14 protein-coding genes are annotated in these 15,651 nt (G+C 69.7%); 6 read left to right on the forward strand and 8 right to left on the reverse strand.

Features of this window, described 5'->3' with window-relative positions:
* Positions 1 to 77: 77 nt before the first annotated feature.
* From RUH65_RS12095 to RUH65_RS12120, 6 genes are all read right to left on the reverse strand, one after another.
* Positions 78 to 764, reverse strand: a complete 687-nt coding sequence (locus RUH65_RS12095; RefSeq protein ID WP_313817706.1) for a hypothetical protein — start codon at positions 762 to 764, stop codon at positions 78 to 80.
* 96 nt (positions 765 to 860) lie between these two features.
* On the reverse strand, positions 861 to 2,144 hold the full coding sequence (locus RUH65_RS12100; protein WP_313817707.1) for an ABC transporter permease: 1,284 nt from the start codon (positions 2,142 to 2,144) through the stop codon (positions 861 to 863).
* Complete coding sequence (locus RUH65_RS12105) at positions 2,141 to 2,992, reverse strand: ABC transporter ATP-binding protein (protein ID WP_313817708.1); 852 nt, start codon at positions 2,990 to 2,992, stop codon at positions 2,141 to 2,143. The genes RUH65_RS12100 and RUH65_RS12105 overlap by 4 nt, the downstream gene beginning before the upstream one ends.
* A gap of 156 nt (positions 2,993 to 3,148) precedes the next feature.
* A complete protein-coding gene (trpS, locus tag RUH65_RS12110; RefSeq protein ID WP_313817710.1) occupies positions 3,149 to 4,228 on the reverse strand; it encodes a tryptophan--tRNA ligase in 1,080 nt (359 codons plus the stop codon).
* A 10-nt stretch (positions 4,229 to 4,238) separates the two neighbouring features.
* On the reverse strand, positions 4,239 to 5,087 hold the full coding sequence (locus tag RUH65_RS12115) for an exodeoxyribonuclease III (protein ID WP_313817722.1): 849 nt from the start codon (positions 5,085 to 5,087) through the stop codon (positions 4,239 to 4,241).
* A 118-nt stretch (positions 5,088 to 5,205) separates the two neighbouring features.
* The gene (locus tag RUH65_RS12120; protein WP_313817711.1) at positions 5,206 to 5,838 is read right to left on the reverse strand and encodes a hypothetical protein; all 633 of its coding nucleotides are present in this window, start codon (positions 5,836 to 5,838) and stop codon (positions 5,206 to 5,208) included.
* Positions 5,839 to 5,914: 76 nt separating this feature from the next.
* Here RUH65_RS12120 and RUH65_RS12125 point away from each other — a divergent pair, with 76 nt between their 5' ends.
* From RUH65_RS12125 to RUH65_RS12135, 3 genes are read left to right on the forward strand one after another with little or no spacing between them, the layout of a single operon-like run.
* Entirely contained in the window at positions 5,915 to 7,222 is a 1,308-nt protein-coding gene (locus RUH65_RS12125; protein ID WP_313817712.1) for an MFS transporter, read from the forward strand.
* On the forward strand, positions 7,219 to 8,739 hold the full coding sequence (locus RUH65_RS12130; protein WP_313817713.1) for an MFS transporter: 1,521 nt from the start codon (positions 7,219 to 7,221) through the stop codon (positions 8,737 to 8,739). Before RUH65_RS12125 ends, RUH65_RS12130 begins: the two co-directional genes overlap by 4 nt.
* A 35-nt stretch (positions 8,740 to 8,774) precedes the next feature.
* A complete protein-coding gene (locus RUH65_RS12135; RefSeq protein ID WP_313817714.1) occupies positions 8,775 to 9,518 on the forward strand; it encodes a hypothetical protein in 744 nt (247 codons plus the stop codon).
* A gap of 32 nt (positions 9,519 to 9,550) precedes the next feature.
* On the opposite strand, the gene RUH65_RS12140 is transcribed toward RUH65_RS12135, so the two are convergent.
* The gene (locus RUH65_RS12140) at positions 9,551 to 10,438 is read right to left on the reverse strand and encodes a bifunctional methylenetetrahydrofolate dehydrogenase/methenyltetrahydrofolate cyclohydrolase (protein WP_313817715.1); all 888 of its coding nucleotides are present in this window, start codon (positions 10,436 to 10,438) and stop codon (positions 9,551 to 9,553) included.
* Positions 10,439 to 10,576: 138 nt separating this feature from the next.
* Positions 10,577 to 11,839: a serine hydroxymethyltransferase gene (glyA, locus tag RUH65_RS12145; protein WP_313817723.1), complete on the reverse strand. Its 1,263-nt coding sequence runs from the start codon at positions 11,837 to 11,839 to the stop codon at positions 10,577 to 10,579.
* Positions 11,840 to 12,176: 337 nt separating this feature from the next.
* Here glyA and RUH65_RS12150 point away from each other — a divergent pair, with 337 nt between their 5' ends.
* Genes RUH65_RS12150 through RUH65_RS12160 form a run of 3 tightly spaced genes read left to right on the forward strand, consistent with a single transcriptional unit; the run spans position 12,177 to position 15,620 of the window.
* Positions 12,177 to 13,487, forward strand: a complete 1,311-nt coding sequence (locus RUH65_RS12150) for an NAD(P)-binding domain-containing protein (protein ID WP_313817717.1) — start codon at positions 12,177 to 12,179, stop codon at positions 13,485 to 13,487.
* A 34-nt stretch (positions 13,488 to 13,521) separates the two neighbouring features.
* Positions 13,522 to 14,070, forward strand: coding sequence for a Fur family transcriptional regulator (locus RUH65_RS12155; protein ID WP_313817718.1), 549 nt, complete (start codon positions 13,522 to 13,524; stop codon positions 14,068 to 14,070).
* 47 nt (positions 14,071 to 14,117) lie between these two features.
* On the forward strand, positions 14,118 to 15,620 hold the full coding sequence (locus RUH65_RS12160; protein ID WP_313817720.1) for a catalase: 1,503 nt from the start codon (positions 14,118 to 14,120) through the stop codon (positions 15,618 to 15,620).
* Positions 15,621 to 15,651: the final 31 nt, after the last annotated feature.

Here is a 15,651-nt window from a genome sequence, read left to right on the forward strand (position 1 = left end):
AATCCCGACCGGTCGGGATTGCCCGCAAAGCGGTTCGAGCCGCGGTCAGCCGCGGTCAGGGTCAGATCAGTGGCGGATCAGCGGCGAGAGTTCACGTACGCGTTGCTGTCCTTGGAGAACGCGGTGACGAGCCACCAGATGTTCACCAGCACGAAGAGCACGGTGATCACGATGCTGATGATGCCCATGGTCGGTGCCACGGACATCATGAGGCCCATACCGGTCAGACCCCACAGAGTGAAGAGCGTGCCCAGCGCGGTCAGCACCGTTCCGAGGATCCGGGCCCAGTTCTTGACCTTCTTGAGGCCGAAGAACACGACCAGGTACAACACGATGGCAATGACCAGCATCAGCGCGCTGAGGCCGATGCCCACGGCCATGCCGAACTCGGCGCCGGCTTCCAGCTGATCCCGGGACATGCCCATCGTCTCCGCCTGGGCGTCAAGCTGGGCGTCGATGAGATCTGCGTTGCCGGCTGTGAAGATGCCGAGGGCTCCCGAGACCACGTAGATCGCCAGGGACGCCAGCGTCAGCATCTTCAGCCGGCCCCAGCTCGTGGGCTCGCCCATGGTCTGGCCGACCTCACCGGGGTTGTAGCTGCCCGTGCCGTACTTGGAACCCTGCTGGCCGGGAGCGGCGTAGGGCTGCTGGGCCGGGGTTCCATCGGGCAGCGGACCCGGCGCGGCCGGCGGCTGCTGCCCCGGCTGCTGGCCGGGCTGCTGGGAGCCCGGGGTGCCCTGGGGCTGTTGCGGGTTGTCGGTCATGAGATTTCCCCTCTCGTTGCGGTGGCCACCGAGGCGGCCACACTGTTCTTCGACTGGTTCGAACGGTTGGCTGGGTGGAAACGAACAACCGGCGGGCTACTCGTACCGCAGGGCCTCGATCGGGTCCTTCTTCGCGGCACGGGCGGCCGGCATGGTGCCGGCCAGGAAGGCGATCGCCAGGATCAAGGCGACGATCAGCATGATGGAGACCGGGTCCACGGCGTACAGGCTCAGCCCCGCCACACCGCTCAGGGGACCGTTGACCAGGGCGGCATTGCCGATCACGCCCAACAGTACGCCGAGACCCACGCCGATCACCGAGCCCATCACGCCGAGCATGACGGCCTCGGTGGAGAAGAGCCCGAAGACCTTCCCGCGCCCCATGCCCAGGGCCTTCATCAGGCCGATCTCCCGCGTCCGCTCCTGTACCGACATCAGCAGGGTGTTCACGATGCCGAAGCTGGCGGCCAGCAGGGCGATCAGCGCGAAGCCGTTGAGGACCCAGGTGACGGTGTCGATGATCCCGGTGATTACACCCAGCTGGTCCTCCAGCGTCAGGCCCATCAGACCCTCGTCGCTCAGGGCCTGCTTGATGGCAGTCTCGTTGGCCTCGAGGTTATCCACGGTGGCGACGGCCTGGACGAAGTTCTTCGGCTGCTCCACATCCAGCCCGGACGTCTGCACGTCGTTCAGCTCCTGGTTCAGGGCGCTGGAGGGCAGGGGGCTGCCGCCGACTCCGGAGATGGCCTGCTGGGAGACGCCGACGATCTCGGCCTCGACCGTCTGCTCCTGCTGGGCCAGGTCCTTGAGCCCGATCGTGACGGTCTGGCCGATGACCTCGTTCGGGTCCTCCGTGCCGAAGGCCGAGAGCCAGGTCTCCGGCACCGTCAGTTCCATGGCCTGCGGGTCCGGAGTGGTCCCGGCCTCGAGCTCCATGCCGGCGGCGTCCGAGGGGAAGCCCAGGGACTGCAGCACGAACTGGTCACCGTCCGCGGTCTCCAGGTAGTCAGCGGTGACGAAGACGATGGGTTCCACATCGGTGATCCCGTCGATGCCCTCGATCGTGGCGATGTCGTCCTCGGTCAGCATCTGCATGCCGAAATCGCCGGTGGCGCCCGCCTCCTCGGGGTCGTACTCCTGCGGCTCACCGTTGGTCGGCATCTGCTGGGACGGGTCCATCCCGGGCATGACGAACATCTGGTTGGTCTGGCCGAAGCCGGCGACCATGGAGTCCACGTACTTGTTGATGCCGGCGCCCAGACCCGAGGTGAGGGTCAGGGTGAAGGCACCGATGACGATCGCGATGACCGTCAGGAAGGTCCTGGTCTTGGACCGCATGGTGTTGCCCAGCGCGGTGCGGACGACGTCGACGTTCCTCATGCCTGCCCCTCCTCGGTCTCGATGCCCGTCTCGGCGTCCCGACCGGGGGCGGGTGACCCGTCCACCGGCGCGGGCGCGGCGTGCTTGCCGTGTCCGCCCACCTGGCGGGAACCCTCACGGGAGGCCTGCCCGACGCCGGCCCCGGCGGCCTTGGCCGCCTCGCCCCGGTCGTCGGCGACGATGAGACCGTCCTGCATCAGCAGGCGGCGGTCGCAGCGGGCGGCCAGGTCGTCGTCGTGGGTGACGACGACCAGGGTGATGCCCCGGTCACGGTGCAGCCCGAAGAGGATGTCCTCCACGACCTCGCCGGTGGCGGTGTCCAGGTTGCCGGTCGGCTCATCGGCGAAGAGCACCGTCGGTGAGTTGATGAGGGCACGCGCGATGCAGACGCGCTGCTTCTGTCCGCCCGAGAGGTCGTTGGCCTTATTCTTGGCCTTGTCCGCCATCTCCAGCTGCTCCAGGACCTCCATGCCGCGGCGCTTGCGCTCGGAGGCGGAGACGCCGGCAATCTTCAGCGGCAGGATGACGTTCTCCAGCACCGTCTGGTTGGCGTTGAGGAAGAACTGCTGGAACACGAACCCGAAGGTCTCATTGCGCAGGGCGGACACCTGGGCGGGCTTCAGCTGACTGACGGGGCGGCCCCCCATGGCGACCACGCCGGAGGTCGGCTCGTCGAGCAGCGCCAGCAGGTGCATCAGGGTGGACTTGCCGGAGCCGGACTTGCCGACGATCGCCACCGATTCGCCCTCGTGGATTTCGAACGTCAGGCCTTTGAGGGCGTCGAAGCGCGATTGGCCCCGACCGTAGACCTTGACCAGGTTCTCGGTCTCGAGAACGGGTGCTGACATGGGTGACCTTTCGTGGCGACTATCATCTGGGTGAGTTTCCACGCCAGTATGTCAGGTCACTCCCGCCCGGACGGTGCCGCAACGGGCAATCGCCCGAACTGATGACACGTGTCACGGCTGCCCGTGACACGTCTCAGCGCTCGGCCAGCACGCCCCTCAACGACTGGGCGGCTGGAAGCCCATCTTCGCGTAGACGTCGGCCAGCACCGGTCCGGCCACCTCGCGGGCCTTGAGGGCCCCCTGGGCCAGCAGGCGATCCAGCTCGGCCGGGTCGTTCAGCAGCTCCAGCGCGCGGGTCCGGATCGGGGCCAGCCGCTCGACGACAACCTCGGCCAGGTCCACTTTGAGGTGCCCGTACATCTTACCGATGTAGGCCTCCTCCAGCTCAGGGACCGTCCGCTCGCTGAAGGCGGCGAAGATCGAGAGCAAGTTGGATACCCCCGGCTTGGCCTCGCGGTCGAAGCGGACCTCGGTGCCGTCGTCCGTCACGGCGGACTTGATCCGCTTGGCGATGACTTTCGGGTCGTCGAGGAGGTTGATGAGGCCGTTCGGGGACTCGGCCGACTTGGACATCTTGGCCGTGGGGTTCTGCAGATCGTAGATGCGCGCCCCGTTCTCCGGGTAGAAACCGGTGGGCACTACGAAGGTCTCGCCGAAGCGGGTGTTGAACCGCTGGGCGAGGTCCCGGGTCAGCTCCACGTGCTGGCGCTGGTCATCACCCACGGGGACGCCGTGCGGCTGGTACAGCAGGATGTCCGCGGCCATCAGCATGGGATAGGCCAGGAGCCCGACGCCGGCCGCCTCCGCGCCCTGCCGCGCCGCCTTGTCCTTGAATTGCGTCATCCGCTGGGCCTCGCCCATCCCGGTCATGCACATCAGGATCCACGCGAGCTGGGCGTGCTCGGGCACCTGGGACTGCACGAACAGGGTGGAGCGCTCCGGGTCGATCCCGCCGGCGATGAACTGGGCGGCCGCCACGCGCGTGCGCTTCACCATGGCCTCCGGGTCCTGGGGCACCGTGATGGCATGCAGGTCCGGGATGAAGAAGTAGGCGTCGAAGTCGTCCTGGACCGTCACCCAGTTGACCAGCGCCCCGAGGTAGTTGCCCAGGTGCAGCGAGTCCGCGGAGGGCTGCATGCCGGAGAGCACGCGGTGGCGGGTCCCGGCGCCGGCCAGGTGAGCCGTCTTCGCGGTGTCCTGGGCCAGGACATCCGCCGGAGTGGGAATTGCGGTCATCGGGCGATCCTCAGAACTGGTAGTCGACCACGAGGGGCGCGTGGTCGGAGAAGCGGGTGTTCCAGCTGGGGGCACGGTCCACCACGGCGCCGGTGGCCTTGGCGGCGAGCTCCGGGGTGGCGGCCTGGTAGTCGATGCGCCAGCCCGTGTCGTTGTCGAAGGCCTGGCCGCGCATGGACCACCAGGTGTAGGGCCCCTCCACGTCTCCGGCGAGCTGACGGGCCACGTCCACGTAGCCGATCTCCTCGCCGAAGAACCGGTCGAAGTAGGCACGCTCCTCGGGTAGGAAGCCGGCCTTCTTGGTGTTGCCCTTCCAGTTCTTGATGTCCCGCGTGGTGTGGCCGACGTTGAGGTCACCGGTGAGCACGGCGTAGTCCTTGCTGGCCCGCAGCTCGGGCAGGTACCGGATCATCTCGTCGAGGAAGCGGTACTTGTCCACCTGCTTGGGCGTGCCGACGTCCCCCGAGTGGACGTAGGCCGAGATGACGGTGAGGGTCTTGCCGTCCGGTGCGGTCAGATCCGTCTCGATCCACCGCCCGGAGTCGTCGAAGTACGGGTCGCCGATGCCCACTCGCGTCTCACGGGGCTCCAGGGTCGTGGCGATGGCGACGCCGGCCCGGCCCTTGGCGGCGGCCTCGGTCTCCACCACGTGCCAGTCCTGGCCGGTGATCTCCTCGAGGAGGTTCTCCACGATCTCCTTCGGCGCGCGGACCTCCTGCAGCGTCAGGATGTCGATGCCGCGGCCGGCGAACCAGGCGCCCATGCCCTTGCGGTGGGCGGCGCGGATGCCGTTCACGTTCACGGTGGCCAATCGAAGCGCGCCGTCCGCCTTGGGGGCGTGGGCATTCGCGTGGGCCACGGGCGCGGGCTGGCTGTCGGTCTGGCGGTCGAGCTGGGGTGCGGTATCGGCAGAAGTCACGCGTGCCAGCCTATCGCCGATCCGTCCCGCAGTGGGTTCTGCGGCGGGCAGGAGGAGATCAGTTGATGACTTCCCCGGTGATCGGTCCCTCGGTCCCCGCGGCACTGGCCGTCCCGGACTGGGCCGCGCGGCCCGAGGTCGGCGCGGATTCCTTGATCATCTCCCGGGCGTTGGCGGAGGTGATGTGGATCGTCTCGAGGGCACGCGCGATCATGTCCGCGTCCGAGTCGGCGCCCTTGGACAGCTCCTCGGTGACCACGCGGGTCTGCACCTGGACGATCTTGAAGGAGTGGTCCAGCTTGGTGTCCCGCATCGGGTCGGCTGACATGCCCTCGGCAGCTCCAGCCCGGCCCGATGCACGGGACGTGGAGGAGGGCGCGGGCGGGATGTCCTTCTCACCCACGCGCGGAGCGAGGGAGGCGGAGAGGTCCTTCATCCGGCGGTCCACCGATCGTGCACCACGCCGCACCCCGAGAACCACCAGGGCGGCCAGCGCGAGCCAGCCGGCGGAGATGACCACCAGCAGCCATCCGATCACGTCATTCTGATTGGCGGCGAAGAGCAGCGCCACGAGCAGCACGACCACCATGACGGCGAACGTGATGCCACTGCCCTTCGCTCCCCAGCTCCTGCCCTTGGCGGCACCGGGACGGCCGGACTGACGGTCGGTTCCACTCTCCACTGCATCCATGGGTCGATTATCCCGCATGTGACGGCGCGTGGTGTTCCGGCGGGGTTCTGATCGCCACCGGCTTAGTCTGGATCTCATGTCCCAGTCGCCGCGCCGCCTCGCCCACGGGGGTCCTGACTTGACTCCGGGCGGGCCCGCCGTCTCCGGCGGGCTCTGGAACCGGGGCTTCGTCCTCGCCTGCCTGGCGAACATCATGATGTTCTTCAACGTGCACTTCCTGCTGTCCACCGTGGCCGCGTACACGGTGGCCCGGTTCGCGGTGGGCGACTCCGTGGGGGGTGCCGTGGCCTCCGTCTTCATCGTGGGCACCCTCATCTCACGGCTGCTGGCCGGTCCCCTGATCGAGCGCTTCGGTTCCCGCCTGCTGCTGCTGGTGGGATTCATCGCCTTCATCGTGGCACCCCTGCTCTACTGGGCCTCCGGAGCGGTCTGGGCGCTGTTGCTCGTGCGCGCCGTCCACGGACTGGCCTTCGGGGTCTCCTCCTCCGTCATCGCCGCGGCCGCCGTGAACCGCGTGCCCGGGACCCGGATGTCCGAGGGCACCAGCCACTACTCGTCCTCCACGCTGATCGGGGTGGCCGCCGGGCCGATGGTCGGCCTGGCCCTGGCCGGGACGGGCTTCGGCACCGTGGCCCTCATCGCCTCGGCCGTCTCCCTGGCCGGCCTCGTCATCGCCCTGTTCATGGATGTGCGCCCCCGGCAGGCGGAGCCGGCTCCCGAGGTTCCGGCCGTGGTGGAGACCGATGGTGCCGCCACCGCGACCGTTGCCGCCCAGACCGGCAGCGCACCTCCCGAGGACGCCCGCCCGTGGTGGGCCCGCTACGTGGAACCCGGCGCCGCCCCCACCGCCGCCATCGGGGCCCTGTACTCGCTGGGCTACGCGGGCATCGTGACCTTCCTGGCCACCCTGGTCTCGGAACGTGACTTCGGCACCGTGGCCAGCCTGTTCTTCGCCGTCTACGCCGCCACCGTCCTGGCCTCCCGGCTCTTCACGGGGCGGTTGATGGACCGCCGGGGCGCCAACATCGTGATGATCCCGGCGTTCCTGCTCTTCGCGGCCGGATTGGCGACCATCGCCGTGGCCGGCACCGTGGCGGGACTCCTGGTCGCGGCGGTCCTGGTGGGCCTCGGCTACGGTCAGCTGCAGTCCGCCGGTCAGGTCATCTGCGTGACCCAGGTACCCCGCGAACGGGCCGGCATGGGGGCCTCCACCTACTTCCTGGGGATCGACGCCGGCATGGGCCTGGGCCCGCTGCTCGCCGGGGCGTTGGTCCAGTGGTGGGGCACCACCGGCCTGTACTGGGTCCTGGCAGGGTTCCTGGTGGTGCTCGTCCCGGTCTACTGGGTGGTCCAGGGGCGCCACCTTCACCGGGGGCGGTCATGACGGCACACCGCCCCGCGCCGCGGCCGGCCCAGCCCGCCGGCGGGAACAAGATCCTCGTGGTGCTCCTGGTGCCCCTGTTCATGTCCCTCATGAGCGTCAGCGTGGTCAACGTGGCCCTGCCGGCGATCGAGGGCGGCCTGAACGCCAGCTCCGCCGACCTCCAATGGGTCCTGGCCGGCTACGCCCTGTCCTTCGGCGTGGTCCTCGTGGCTGCGGGCCGTGCCGGCGACCTCTGGGGGCGCAAGCCGATCTTCATCGCCGGCATCCTGCTGTTCACCCTGGGATCACTGGCCTCAGGCCTGGCGGTCGACCCCCTCATGCTCAACCTGTCCCGCGTCGTGACGGGTCTGGGGTCCGGACTGCTCAATCCCCAGATCATCGGCATCATCCAGAACGTCTTCCAGGGCCGGGCCCGCGGGCGCGCCTACGGGCTGTTCGGCACCGTGGTGGGACTGGGCGTGGCCATCGGGCCGACCCTGGGCGGGGTGATCCTCGGCGCCCTCGGCCCCGAGTGGGGATGGCGCACCACGTTCCTGGTCAACGTCCCCTTCGGCGTGCTCTCCGCCGTCCTGGCCGCCGCCTGGCTCCGCCCGCCGGCACGGGACCGCTCCGAGGAGGCCCGGCGCAGTCTGGGAGCCCTGGACCCGGTCGGCGCAGTGCTCCTGGCCGCCGCCGTCGTCTGCCTGATGGTCCCGTTCATCCTGCCCGGCACGTGGCTCCTGCTGGCCGCGGCGGCGGTGCTGCTCGCGGCCTGGTGGCTGTGGGAGCAGCGCATGAAGGCGCGGTTCCCGTCCACCGGACGCGCGCCCATGGTGGACCCGGCCCTGTTCCGCATCCCCTCGTTCAGCTACAGCACGGTGGCCACGGCCTTCCTGCTGGGAGCCATGCCCGGGCTGTGGGCCGTGCAGGCGATCGTGACGCAGCAGGGGCTCGGACACTCCGCGCTGGCCGCCGGGATGACCTCGCTGCCCACGGCGCTGGCGGTCATGGTCCTCTCACCGTGGATCGGCAGCCACGTCCACCGACGCGGGCCCCTGTTCGTGGTGGCCGGAGCCGTACTGGCCCTGGGGGCGGTGGCCCTGGGCATGGTCGCGTTCCACCAGATCGCCCTCGGGGCCTGGCCCTTCTGGACGCTGGCCCTCTGCCTGTTCCCCTTCGGACCGGCCCAGGCGCTGCTGATGACCAGCTCCCAGGTCCTGACCATGCACGAGGTTCCACCCCACGCCGCCGGGGCCGCCGGCGGCGTCTCCCAGACGGCCCAGCGCGTGCTGACCGCCACCGGGCTGGCCGCCGTCACCGGTGCGTTCTACGCCTCCCTGGCCGCGTCCGGCACCGGCGCCGCCACGGACGGTGCCGGTGACTCGGCCGCTGATGCGGCCGCCGTGGCCGTCTCCTATGGAGACGCCGCTGACACGGCCCTGCTGGTGGTCATGGGACTCCTGGCCGTTACCCTGGTCGCGGGCGTGCTCGACTACATCCGCCGGTACCGCGGCGGCACCCTGGTCCTGGAGGACTAGGGGCATGCGGCCACGAGGTTGGTGACACTCATCCCATGACGCGCCGTGGTTCGCACCGCCCCGTCCGGCTGCTCCTGGTCCTGGTTCTGCTGGGGGCCCTGGCAGCAGTGCTGGTGGTCTGGGGGCCCAGCTGGTCCAGTCGCCTCACCCTGGAGGGCGTTCCCTGGCTGGGGCCGGAGTGTGTGGTGCAGACGGCCGGAGGTGAGGTCGGGCTCGACCGTGGGGAAGCGCAGCGGGCCACGACGGCGGCCGCGATCCGGGGCCGCGGGCAGGAGGCGGACACCGCCGGTATCGATGAGGCGGTACTGCAGCGGCTGGCCGAGGGACCGCCCGGGGATGCCGGCCCGAGCCTGAGCTGCCGTGGCTCCGCTGCCAGCGACCTGGTGGAGCAGCAGCTGACGCCCACCGGCCTGACGCCCCGGGCGGAGCGGCTCCGCGAGGCGATGGCCGACGTGTTCGGTGACCAGGACCTCGGAGGGTTCGCCCCGGGCGGAGTGAACAGGGCTGGGGAGTCGACACACAACGACGGCCGCGCCATCGACGTCTTCTTCCGCCCCGTGACCGAGGAGAACCGACGCCAGGGGTGGCTCCTGGCGCATTGGCTGGTCGCCCATGCCGAAGACCTGGACGTCCAGTACGTCATCTTCGACGACCGGGTCTGGAGTGCGCGCAGTGCACAAGGGCAGTGGTGGGACTACGACGCGCCGGCCCCCGGCAACGAGATCCTGCGCCATCTCGACCATGTGCACGTCGACGTCCTCCGTGGGAATCCTGGCTAAAGCAGGAAACCGGAAAACAGGGCCTTCGGCTATCAGCCCCGGGCTGCGACGGTGCGTTCGGCGGCCTCCACCACGTTGGCCAGAAGCTCCACCCGGGTCATCGGCCCGACGCCGCCGGGGTTGGGGGCCATCCAGGACGCCTTCTCGGCGACGGCCGGATCCACGTCACCCGTGATCCTCGCCTTGCCGTCCTCACCCGTGACCCGGGAGACGCCCACGTCCAGGACGACCACGCCCTCCTTGACGTCCTCGGGCTTGACCATGTGGGCCACGCCCGCGGCGGCGATGATGACATCTGCCCGGGCCAGCTCCGCCTTGAGGTCCTGGGTGCCGGTGTGGGCCAGGACCACGGTGGCGTTGACGTCTCGGCGGGTCAGCACCAGGCCGGCCGGGCGGCCGATGGTCACACCGCGGCCGATGACCAGCACGAGCTTGCCGGCCAGCTCGATCCCGTAGTGCTTCAACAACTCCACGCAGCCCTTCGGCGTGCACGGCAGCGGGGAGGCCAGCTCTCCGCCTACGGAGGCCACCAGCCGGCCCAGGTTCATCGGGTGCAGGCCGTCGGCGTCCTTGTCCGGGTCGATGGCCTCCAGGATCCGGTCCGTGTCGATGTGCTTCGGCAGCGGCAACTGCACGATGTAACCGGTGCATTCGTCATTGGCGTTCAGCTCCTGGACCACGGCGAGGAGTTCCTCCTCCGTGGTGGAGTCGGGCAGGTCACGGCGAATGGAGGTGATGCCCACCTCGGCACAGTCACGGTGCTTGCCGGCCACGTAGGACTGCGAACCGGGGTCCTCCCCCACCAGGACGGTCCCCAGCCCGGGCACCACACCCTGGCCGCGGAGGACCTCGACGCGTTCGGTGAGTTCTTTCTTGATGGCGGCGGCAGTGGCGCGGCCATCAAGCTTCTGTGCGGTCATGGCGGTTCACGCTTCCTTGCGGGGGTCGACCAAATCGGAATACCTATCACCATAGTGATTGGAGTGGCGCCTGTCACCAGGGCGGCGCCACTCCAGACACTACGGCTGGCCACGGCTCCCGCCGGGGAGCCGCGGCGATCACCAGCCCTCGAGGCCTTCGTACAGCGGGAAGTCCTCGGCCAGCTTCTGCACGCGGGCACGCAGGGCCGGCACGTCCGGGGACGGCTTGAGGGTCTGGGCGATGACGTCCGCGACCTCGGTGAACTCCGTGGCGCCGAAGCCCCGGGTGGCCAGCGCCGGGGTGCCGATGCGCAACCCGGAGGTGGTCATCGGCGGGCGCGGATCGAACGGGACGGAGTTGCGGTTCACGGTGATGCCGACCTCGTGCAGCAGGTCCTCGGCCTGGCGGCCGTCCAGTTCGGCGTGACGCAGGTCCACCAGGATCAGGTGCACATCCGTGCCACCGGTCAGGATGGAGATGCCGTGCTCGGTGACGTCGCCGGCCGTCAGGCGCTCGGCGAGGATCTGGGCGCCCTCGATGGTGCGGCGCTGGCGCTCGGCGAATTCTGACGAGGCTGCGATCTTGAAGGCCACGGCCTTGCCGGCGATCGCATGCATCAGCGGTCCACCCTGCTGGCCCGGGAAGACGGCGGAGTCGATCTTCTTCTTGTACTCCTCCTTGGAGAGGATGAATCCCGAGCGCGGGCCGGCCAGCGTCTTGTGCGCGGTCGAGGTCACCACATCGGCGTACGGCACCGGGTTCGGGTGCAGCCCGGCGGCCACGAGTCCGGCGAAGTGGGCCATGTCCACCCAGAGTTTGGCTCCGACCTCATCGGCGATGGAGCGGAAGGCCTCGAAGTCGAGCTGGCGGGGATAGGCGGACCAGCCCGCCACGATCATGGTGGGCTGGGCCTCCAGCGCCTTCTCGCGCACCTGGTCCATGTCGATCCGGTAGGTGTCCGGATCAACCTCATAGGCGGCGATGTCATAGGTCTTGCCGGAGAAGTTGAGCTTCATGCCGTGGGTCAGGTGGCCGCCGTGTGCCAGGGACAGGCCCATGAGGGTGTCACCGGGCTGCATCAGGGCGGTCATCAGAGCCACGTTGGCCTGCGCGCCGGCATGAGGCTGGACGTTGACGTGCTCCGCGCCGAACAGGGACTTGGCCCTCTCGATCGCCAGGTTTTCCGCCACGTCCACGTACTCGCAACCGCCGTAGTAGCGGCGGCCGGGGTAGCCCTCGGCGTACTTGTTGGTCAGGACCGAACCCTGGGTCTCGAGGATCGCCCGCGGGACGAAGTTCTCGGAGGCGATCATCTCCAGGGTGTCCCGCTGACGGCCGAGTTCCTGGCCCAGGACGGCGGCGATCTCGGGATCGACCTCGGACAGGGGCTGGGTGTTCAGTCCGGCCCCGAGGGTGGCGGTGGACTGGGAGGGCGCGGTGTTCGGCTCTGTCACGGGGGGCTCCTGCTGGCGTAGTCACGTTCGTTGGCCGCCGCCGGACCCAGGCGGGCGGTCCGGAGGCCTGCACGGTCCGGCGGCATCTGGGGGCCGCCGGTGTCCGTGTTCGCCGCTTCCCGGTGGTGGTCCACCTTCGCCAGTCGCGGCCTGCGTCCCCATCGTAGCGCGGGCGTCTGCCCGTGTCGGCTCCATGGCGGGACCGGCAGCGAGCGCCCGGCCGGAACACCGCCTCGGAACACTCCGCCGGAATACGCACAGCGGCCGGAGCGCTGCACTTCAGGTGAGCACACCCGAGAGTTCCTCCGCGCCCGGGCTGCTGGCCGTCGTCGTGATCGGGGCCGGGCAGGCGGGCTTGAGCGCCGCCGGACAACTCCTGCGCAAGGGCCTGACCCCCTGGGAGGACTTCGTGGTCCTCGACGCCAACGACGGTCCCGGCGGGGCCTGGCGCCACCGCTGGGACTCCCTGACCTTCGACGCCGCGCACGGGATCCACGATCTGCCCGGCCTGCCGCTGGGCACCCCGGATCCGGCCGAGCCGGCCAGCCGGGTGGTGTCGAGGTACTACGGCGCCTACGAGCAGGGCAACGGCCTGCCGGTGGTCCGCCCCGCCACGGTCGAGTCGGTGGTGCACCACGTGGAGCAGAACGCCCTCACCCCGGAGACGGCCCGGAGCCCGGCTCCGAGTCTGACTCCGAGTGCGGCTCCGAGCCACCACGGCACCTTCACCGTCACCACCACGGAGGGGCGCACGTGGCGGACCCGCACGGTCATCAACGCCACCGGCACCTGGGACAGCCCCTACGTCCCGTACTACCCGGGGATCGCCGAGTTCACGGGCCGCCAGCTGCACACCCGGGGGTTCACGGCGGCCGAGGACTTCACGGGCCAACGGGTCCTCGTGGTCGGTGGCGGCACCTCCGCACTGCAGTTCCTCCTCCAATTGGACGAGGCCGGCGCCCGCACCGTGTGGAGCACCCGCCGCGCACCGGACTGGACGGACCGCTTCCTCGATTCCTCGTGGGGCGTGAACGTGGAGGCCTCCGTCTCGGCCCGCACCACCATGGGTCTGCCACCGCTGTCCGTGGTGGCCGCCACGGGCCTGCCGGTCACGGACCAGTACCTCGCCGGCCTCGCCTCCGGTGTGCTCCTCAGCCGGGGTCCCCTGCGGCGGATCACCCCCACCGGGGTGGTCCTGGACGGCCCGGGGCCCGACGGCGGCCCGGTCCCCTCCCAGGGGCCCGTCGCCGATGCGCTGCTCACCCCGGGCGGCGCCGCGGCGGGCGGCCGGGACCGGGTGCCGGTCCTGCCGGGGCGGGCCTGCACCGCCCTCTCGGCGGAGGACCCGCTGACCACGTGGGAGACCCCGGTGGACGTCATCCTGTGGGCGACCGGGTTCCGCGCCTCCCTGGAGCACCTGTCGCCCCTGCACCTCCGCGAGCGCGGCGGCGGCGTGGTGATGGCGGCCGACGGGGTGTCCGTGGTGAAGAGCCCCGGACTCTTCCTGGTGGGCTACGGCGCATCCGCCTCGACGATCGGGGCCACCCGGGCCGGGCGACGGGCCGCTGTGGAGGCAGTGCGGACCGTGGAGTAATTATGAGTAACTCAGAATATGCAATACTGAGGCCATGACCCAGAGCACCCCCGCCGAGACCCCTGGCCAGGAAGGACGAGCCCTCACCGGAGCCGCCCCGCTGGCCTGGGCCGCCCGCATGCGGTCGGCGGGGCTGCGGGTCACCCAGCAGCGGCTCGCCGTCCTGGACGCCCTGCATGACTCCCCGCACGCCACGGCGGACGCGGTGCTGGAGCACGTGCGCCGGCGCCTGCCGGGGATCACGGTGCAGTCCATCTACACCGTGCTGCACTCCCTGACCGACGCCGGCCTGCTCCGCCAGCTGGACCTGGCCAACTCCCCGGCACGGTATGAGACCCGCGTGGCGGACAACCACCACCATGCCGTCTGCACCGAGTGCGGGCGCATCGAGGACGTGGCCTGCGCCGTCGGTCATGCCCCCTGCCTGCACCCCTCCGAGACGCACGGAATGACCATCCGGATCGCCGACGTCGTCTATCAGGGACTCTGCGCGGACTGCGCGTCCGCCCAGCCGGAGCAGCCCGTCCGGCCCGCCGGGACCTATGCGGTCCCCACCCAGCCCCGGGAAGCCCGCCAGGGCTGACCGGTATCCCATCCACCCACCACACCCAACCGACCAAGGAGAACGTGATGACGGAAACCACCCCGCACGGTACCGGTTCCACCACTCAGGCCGGCATCCCCGCCGTCAGCGACCGCAACTCGCTGACCGTGGGCGCCGACGGCCCCATCGTCCTGCACGACCACCACCTGGTGGAGACCCTGGCGCACTTCAACCGGATGAACGTCCCCGAGCGCCGTCCGCACGCCAAGGGCGCCGGCGCCTACGGCACCCTGGAGATCACCGAGGACATCTCGAAGTGGACCAAGGCCGACTTCCTGCAGCGCGGCAAGAAGACCGACATGCTGGCCCGCTTCTCCACCGTGGCCGGCGAGCTCGGCTCCCCGGACACCTGGCGCGACGTGCGTGGCTTCGCCCTGAAGTTCTACACCGAAGAGGGCAACTTCGACATGGTCGGCAACAACACGCCGGTCTTCTTCGTCCGCGACCCCATGAAGTTCCCGCACTTCATCCGCTCCCAGAAGCGCATGCCGGACTCCGGCCTGCGTGACGGCACCATGCAGTGGGACTTCTGGACACAGAACCCGGAGTCCGCCCACCAGGTGACCTACCTGATGGGCGAGCGGGGCCTGCCGAAGTCCTGGCGCACCATGAACGGCTACTCCTCCCACACGTACTCCCTCGTCAACGCCGCTGGTGAGCGCTTCTGGGTCAAGTGGGCCTTCGAGTCCCAGCAGGGCGTGGAGAACCTCTCCAACGCCGAGGCCGAGCGCCTGGCCGGTGCGGATGCCGAGTTCCACCGCCGCGACCTGCGTGACGCGATCTCGGAGGGCGACTTCCCGAAGTGGGACCTGTACTTCCAGATCATGCCGTACGAGGAGGCGAAGACCTACCGGTACAACCCCTTCGACCTGACCAAGACCTGGTCCCAGAAGGACTACCCGCGGCACAAGGTCGGCACCATGACCCTGAACCGCAACCCGGAGAACTTCTTCGCCGAGATCGAGCAGTCCGCGTTCTCCCCGGCCAACATGGTGCCGGGCACGGGCAACTCCCCGGACAAGATGCTGCTGGGCCGCAACTTCGCCTACGCGGACGCCCAGCGGTACCGCATCGGCACCAACTTCCAGCAGCTGCCGGTCAACAAGCCGATCAACCCGGTGCACACCTACAACTTCGAGGGCAACATGTGGTACGAGCACACCGGTGCCCGCAGCGTGTACGCCCCGAACTCCTTCGGTGACTCCTGGTCGGACGAGACCGGCCCAGTGGACAACGGCTGGGAGGCCGACGGCGCCCTGACCCGCGAGGCCTACACCCTGCGCAGCGACGACGGTGACTTCGTGCAGCCGGGAATCCTGGTGCGCGAGGTGTTCAACGACGCCCAGCGCGACCAGTTCGTGGAGACCGTCTCCGGCGCCCTCGACGGCGTCCAGGAGCCGGTGCTGTCCAACGCCTTCCAGTACTGGAAGAACGTGGACGCCATCATCGGCCAGCGCATCGAGGACGCGGTCAAGGCCAACGCCGACGGCGCCGATGCCCCGGGCATGGGTGTCGACCGCGACCGCTGAGGTCCGCTAGCCCCCCGGCCGGCGTCGGGAA

Source organism: Citricoccus sp., from assembly GCF_032154715.1.
Taxonomy (GTDB): domain Bacteria; phylum Actinomycetota; class Actinomycetes; order Actinomycetales; family Micrococcaceae; genus Citricoccus.

What these genes read in the sequence shown, in the direction of transcription:
- RUH65_RS12120 (WP_313817711.1), bottom strand. Translation starts at nt 5,838, where the DNA reads ATGGATGCAGTGGAGAGTGGAACCGACCGTCAGTCCGGCCGTCCCGGT.
- RUH65_RS12105 (WP_313817708.1), bottom strand. Translation starts at nt 2,992, where the DNA reads ATGTCAGCACCCGTTCTCGAGACCGAGAACCTGGTCAAGGTCTACGGT.
- RUH65_RS12100 (WP_313817707.1), bottom strand. Translation starts at nt 2,144, where the DNA reads ATGAGGAACGTCGACGTCGTCCGCACCGCGCTGGGCAACACCATGCGG.
- RUH65_RS12140 (WP_313817715.1), bottom strand. Translation starts at nt 10,438, where the DNA reads ATGACCGCACAGAAGCTTGATGGCCGCGCCACTGCCGCCGCCATCAAG.
- trpS (WP_313817710.1), bottom strand. Translation starts at nt 4,228, where the DNA reads ATGACCGCAATTCCCACTCCGGCGGATGTCCTGGCCCAGGACACCGCG.
- RUH65_RS12125 (WP_313817712.1), top strand. Translation starts at nt 5,915, where the DNA reads ATGTCCCAGTCGCCGCGCCGCCTCGCCCACGGGGGTCCTGACTTGACT.
- RUH65_RS12130 (WP_313817713.1), top strand. Translation starts at nt 7,219, where the DNA reads ATGACGGCACACCGCCCCGCGCCGCGGCCGGCCCAGCCCGCCGGCGGG.
- RUH65_RS12135 (WP_313817714.1), top strand. Translation starts at nt 8,775, where the DNA reads ATGACGCGCCGTGGTTCGCACCGCCCCGTCCGGCTGCTCCTGGTCCTG.
- RUH65_RS12155 (WP_313817718.1), top strand. Translation starts at nt 13,522, where the DNA reads ATGACCCAGAGCACCCCCGCCGAGACCCCTGGCCAGGAAGGACGAGCC.
- RUH65_RS12160 (WP_313817720.1), top strand. Translation starts at nt 14,118, where the DNA reads ATGACGGAAACCACCCCGCACGGTACCGGTTCCACCACTCAGGCCGGC.
- RUH65_RS12095 (WP_313817706.1), bottom strand. Translation starts at nt 764, where the DNA reads ATGACCGACAACCCGCAACAGCCCCAGGGCACCCCGGGCTCCCAGCAG.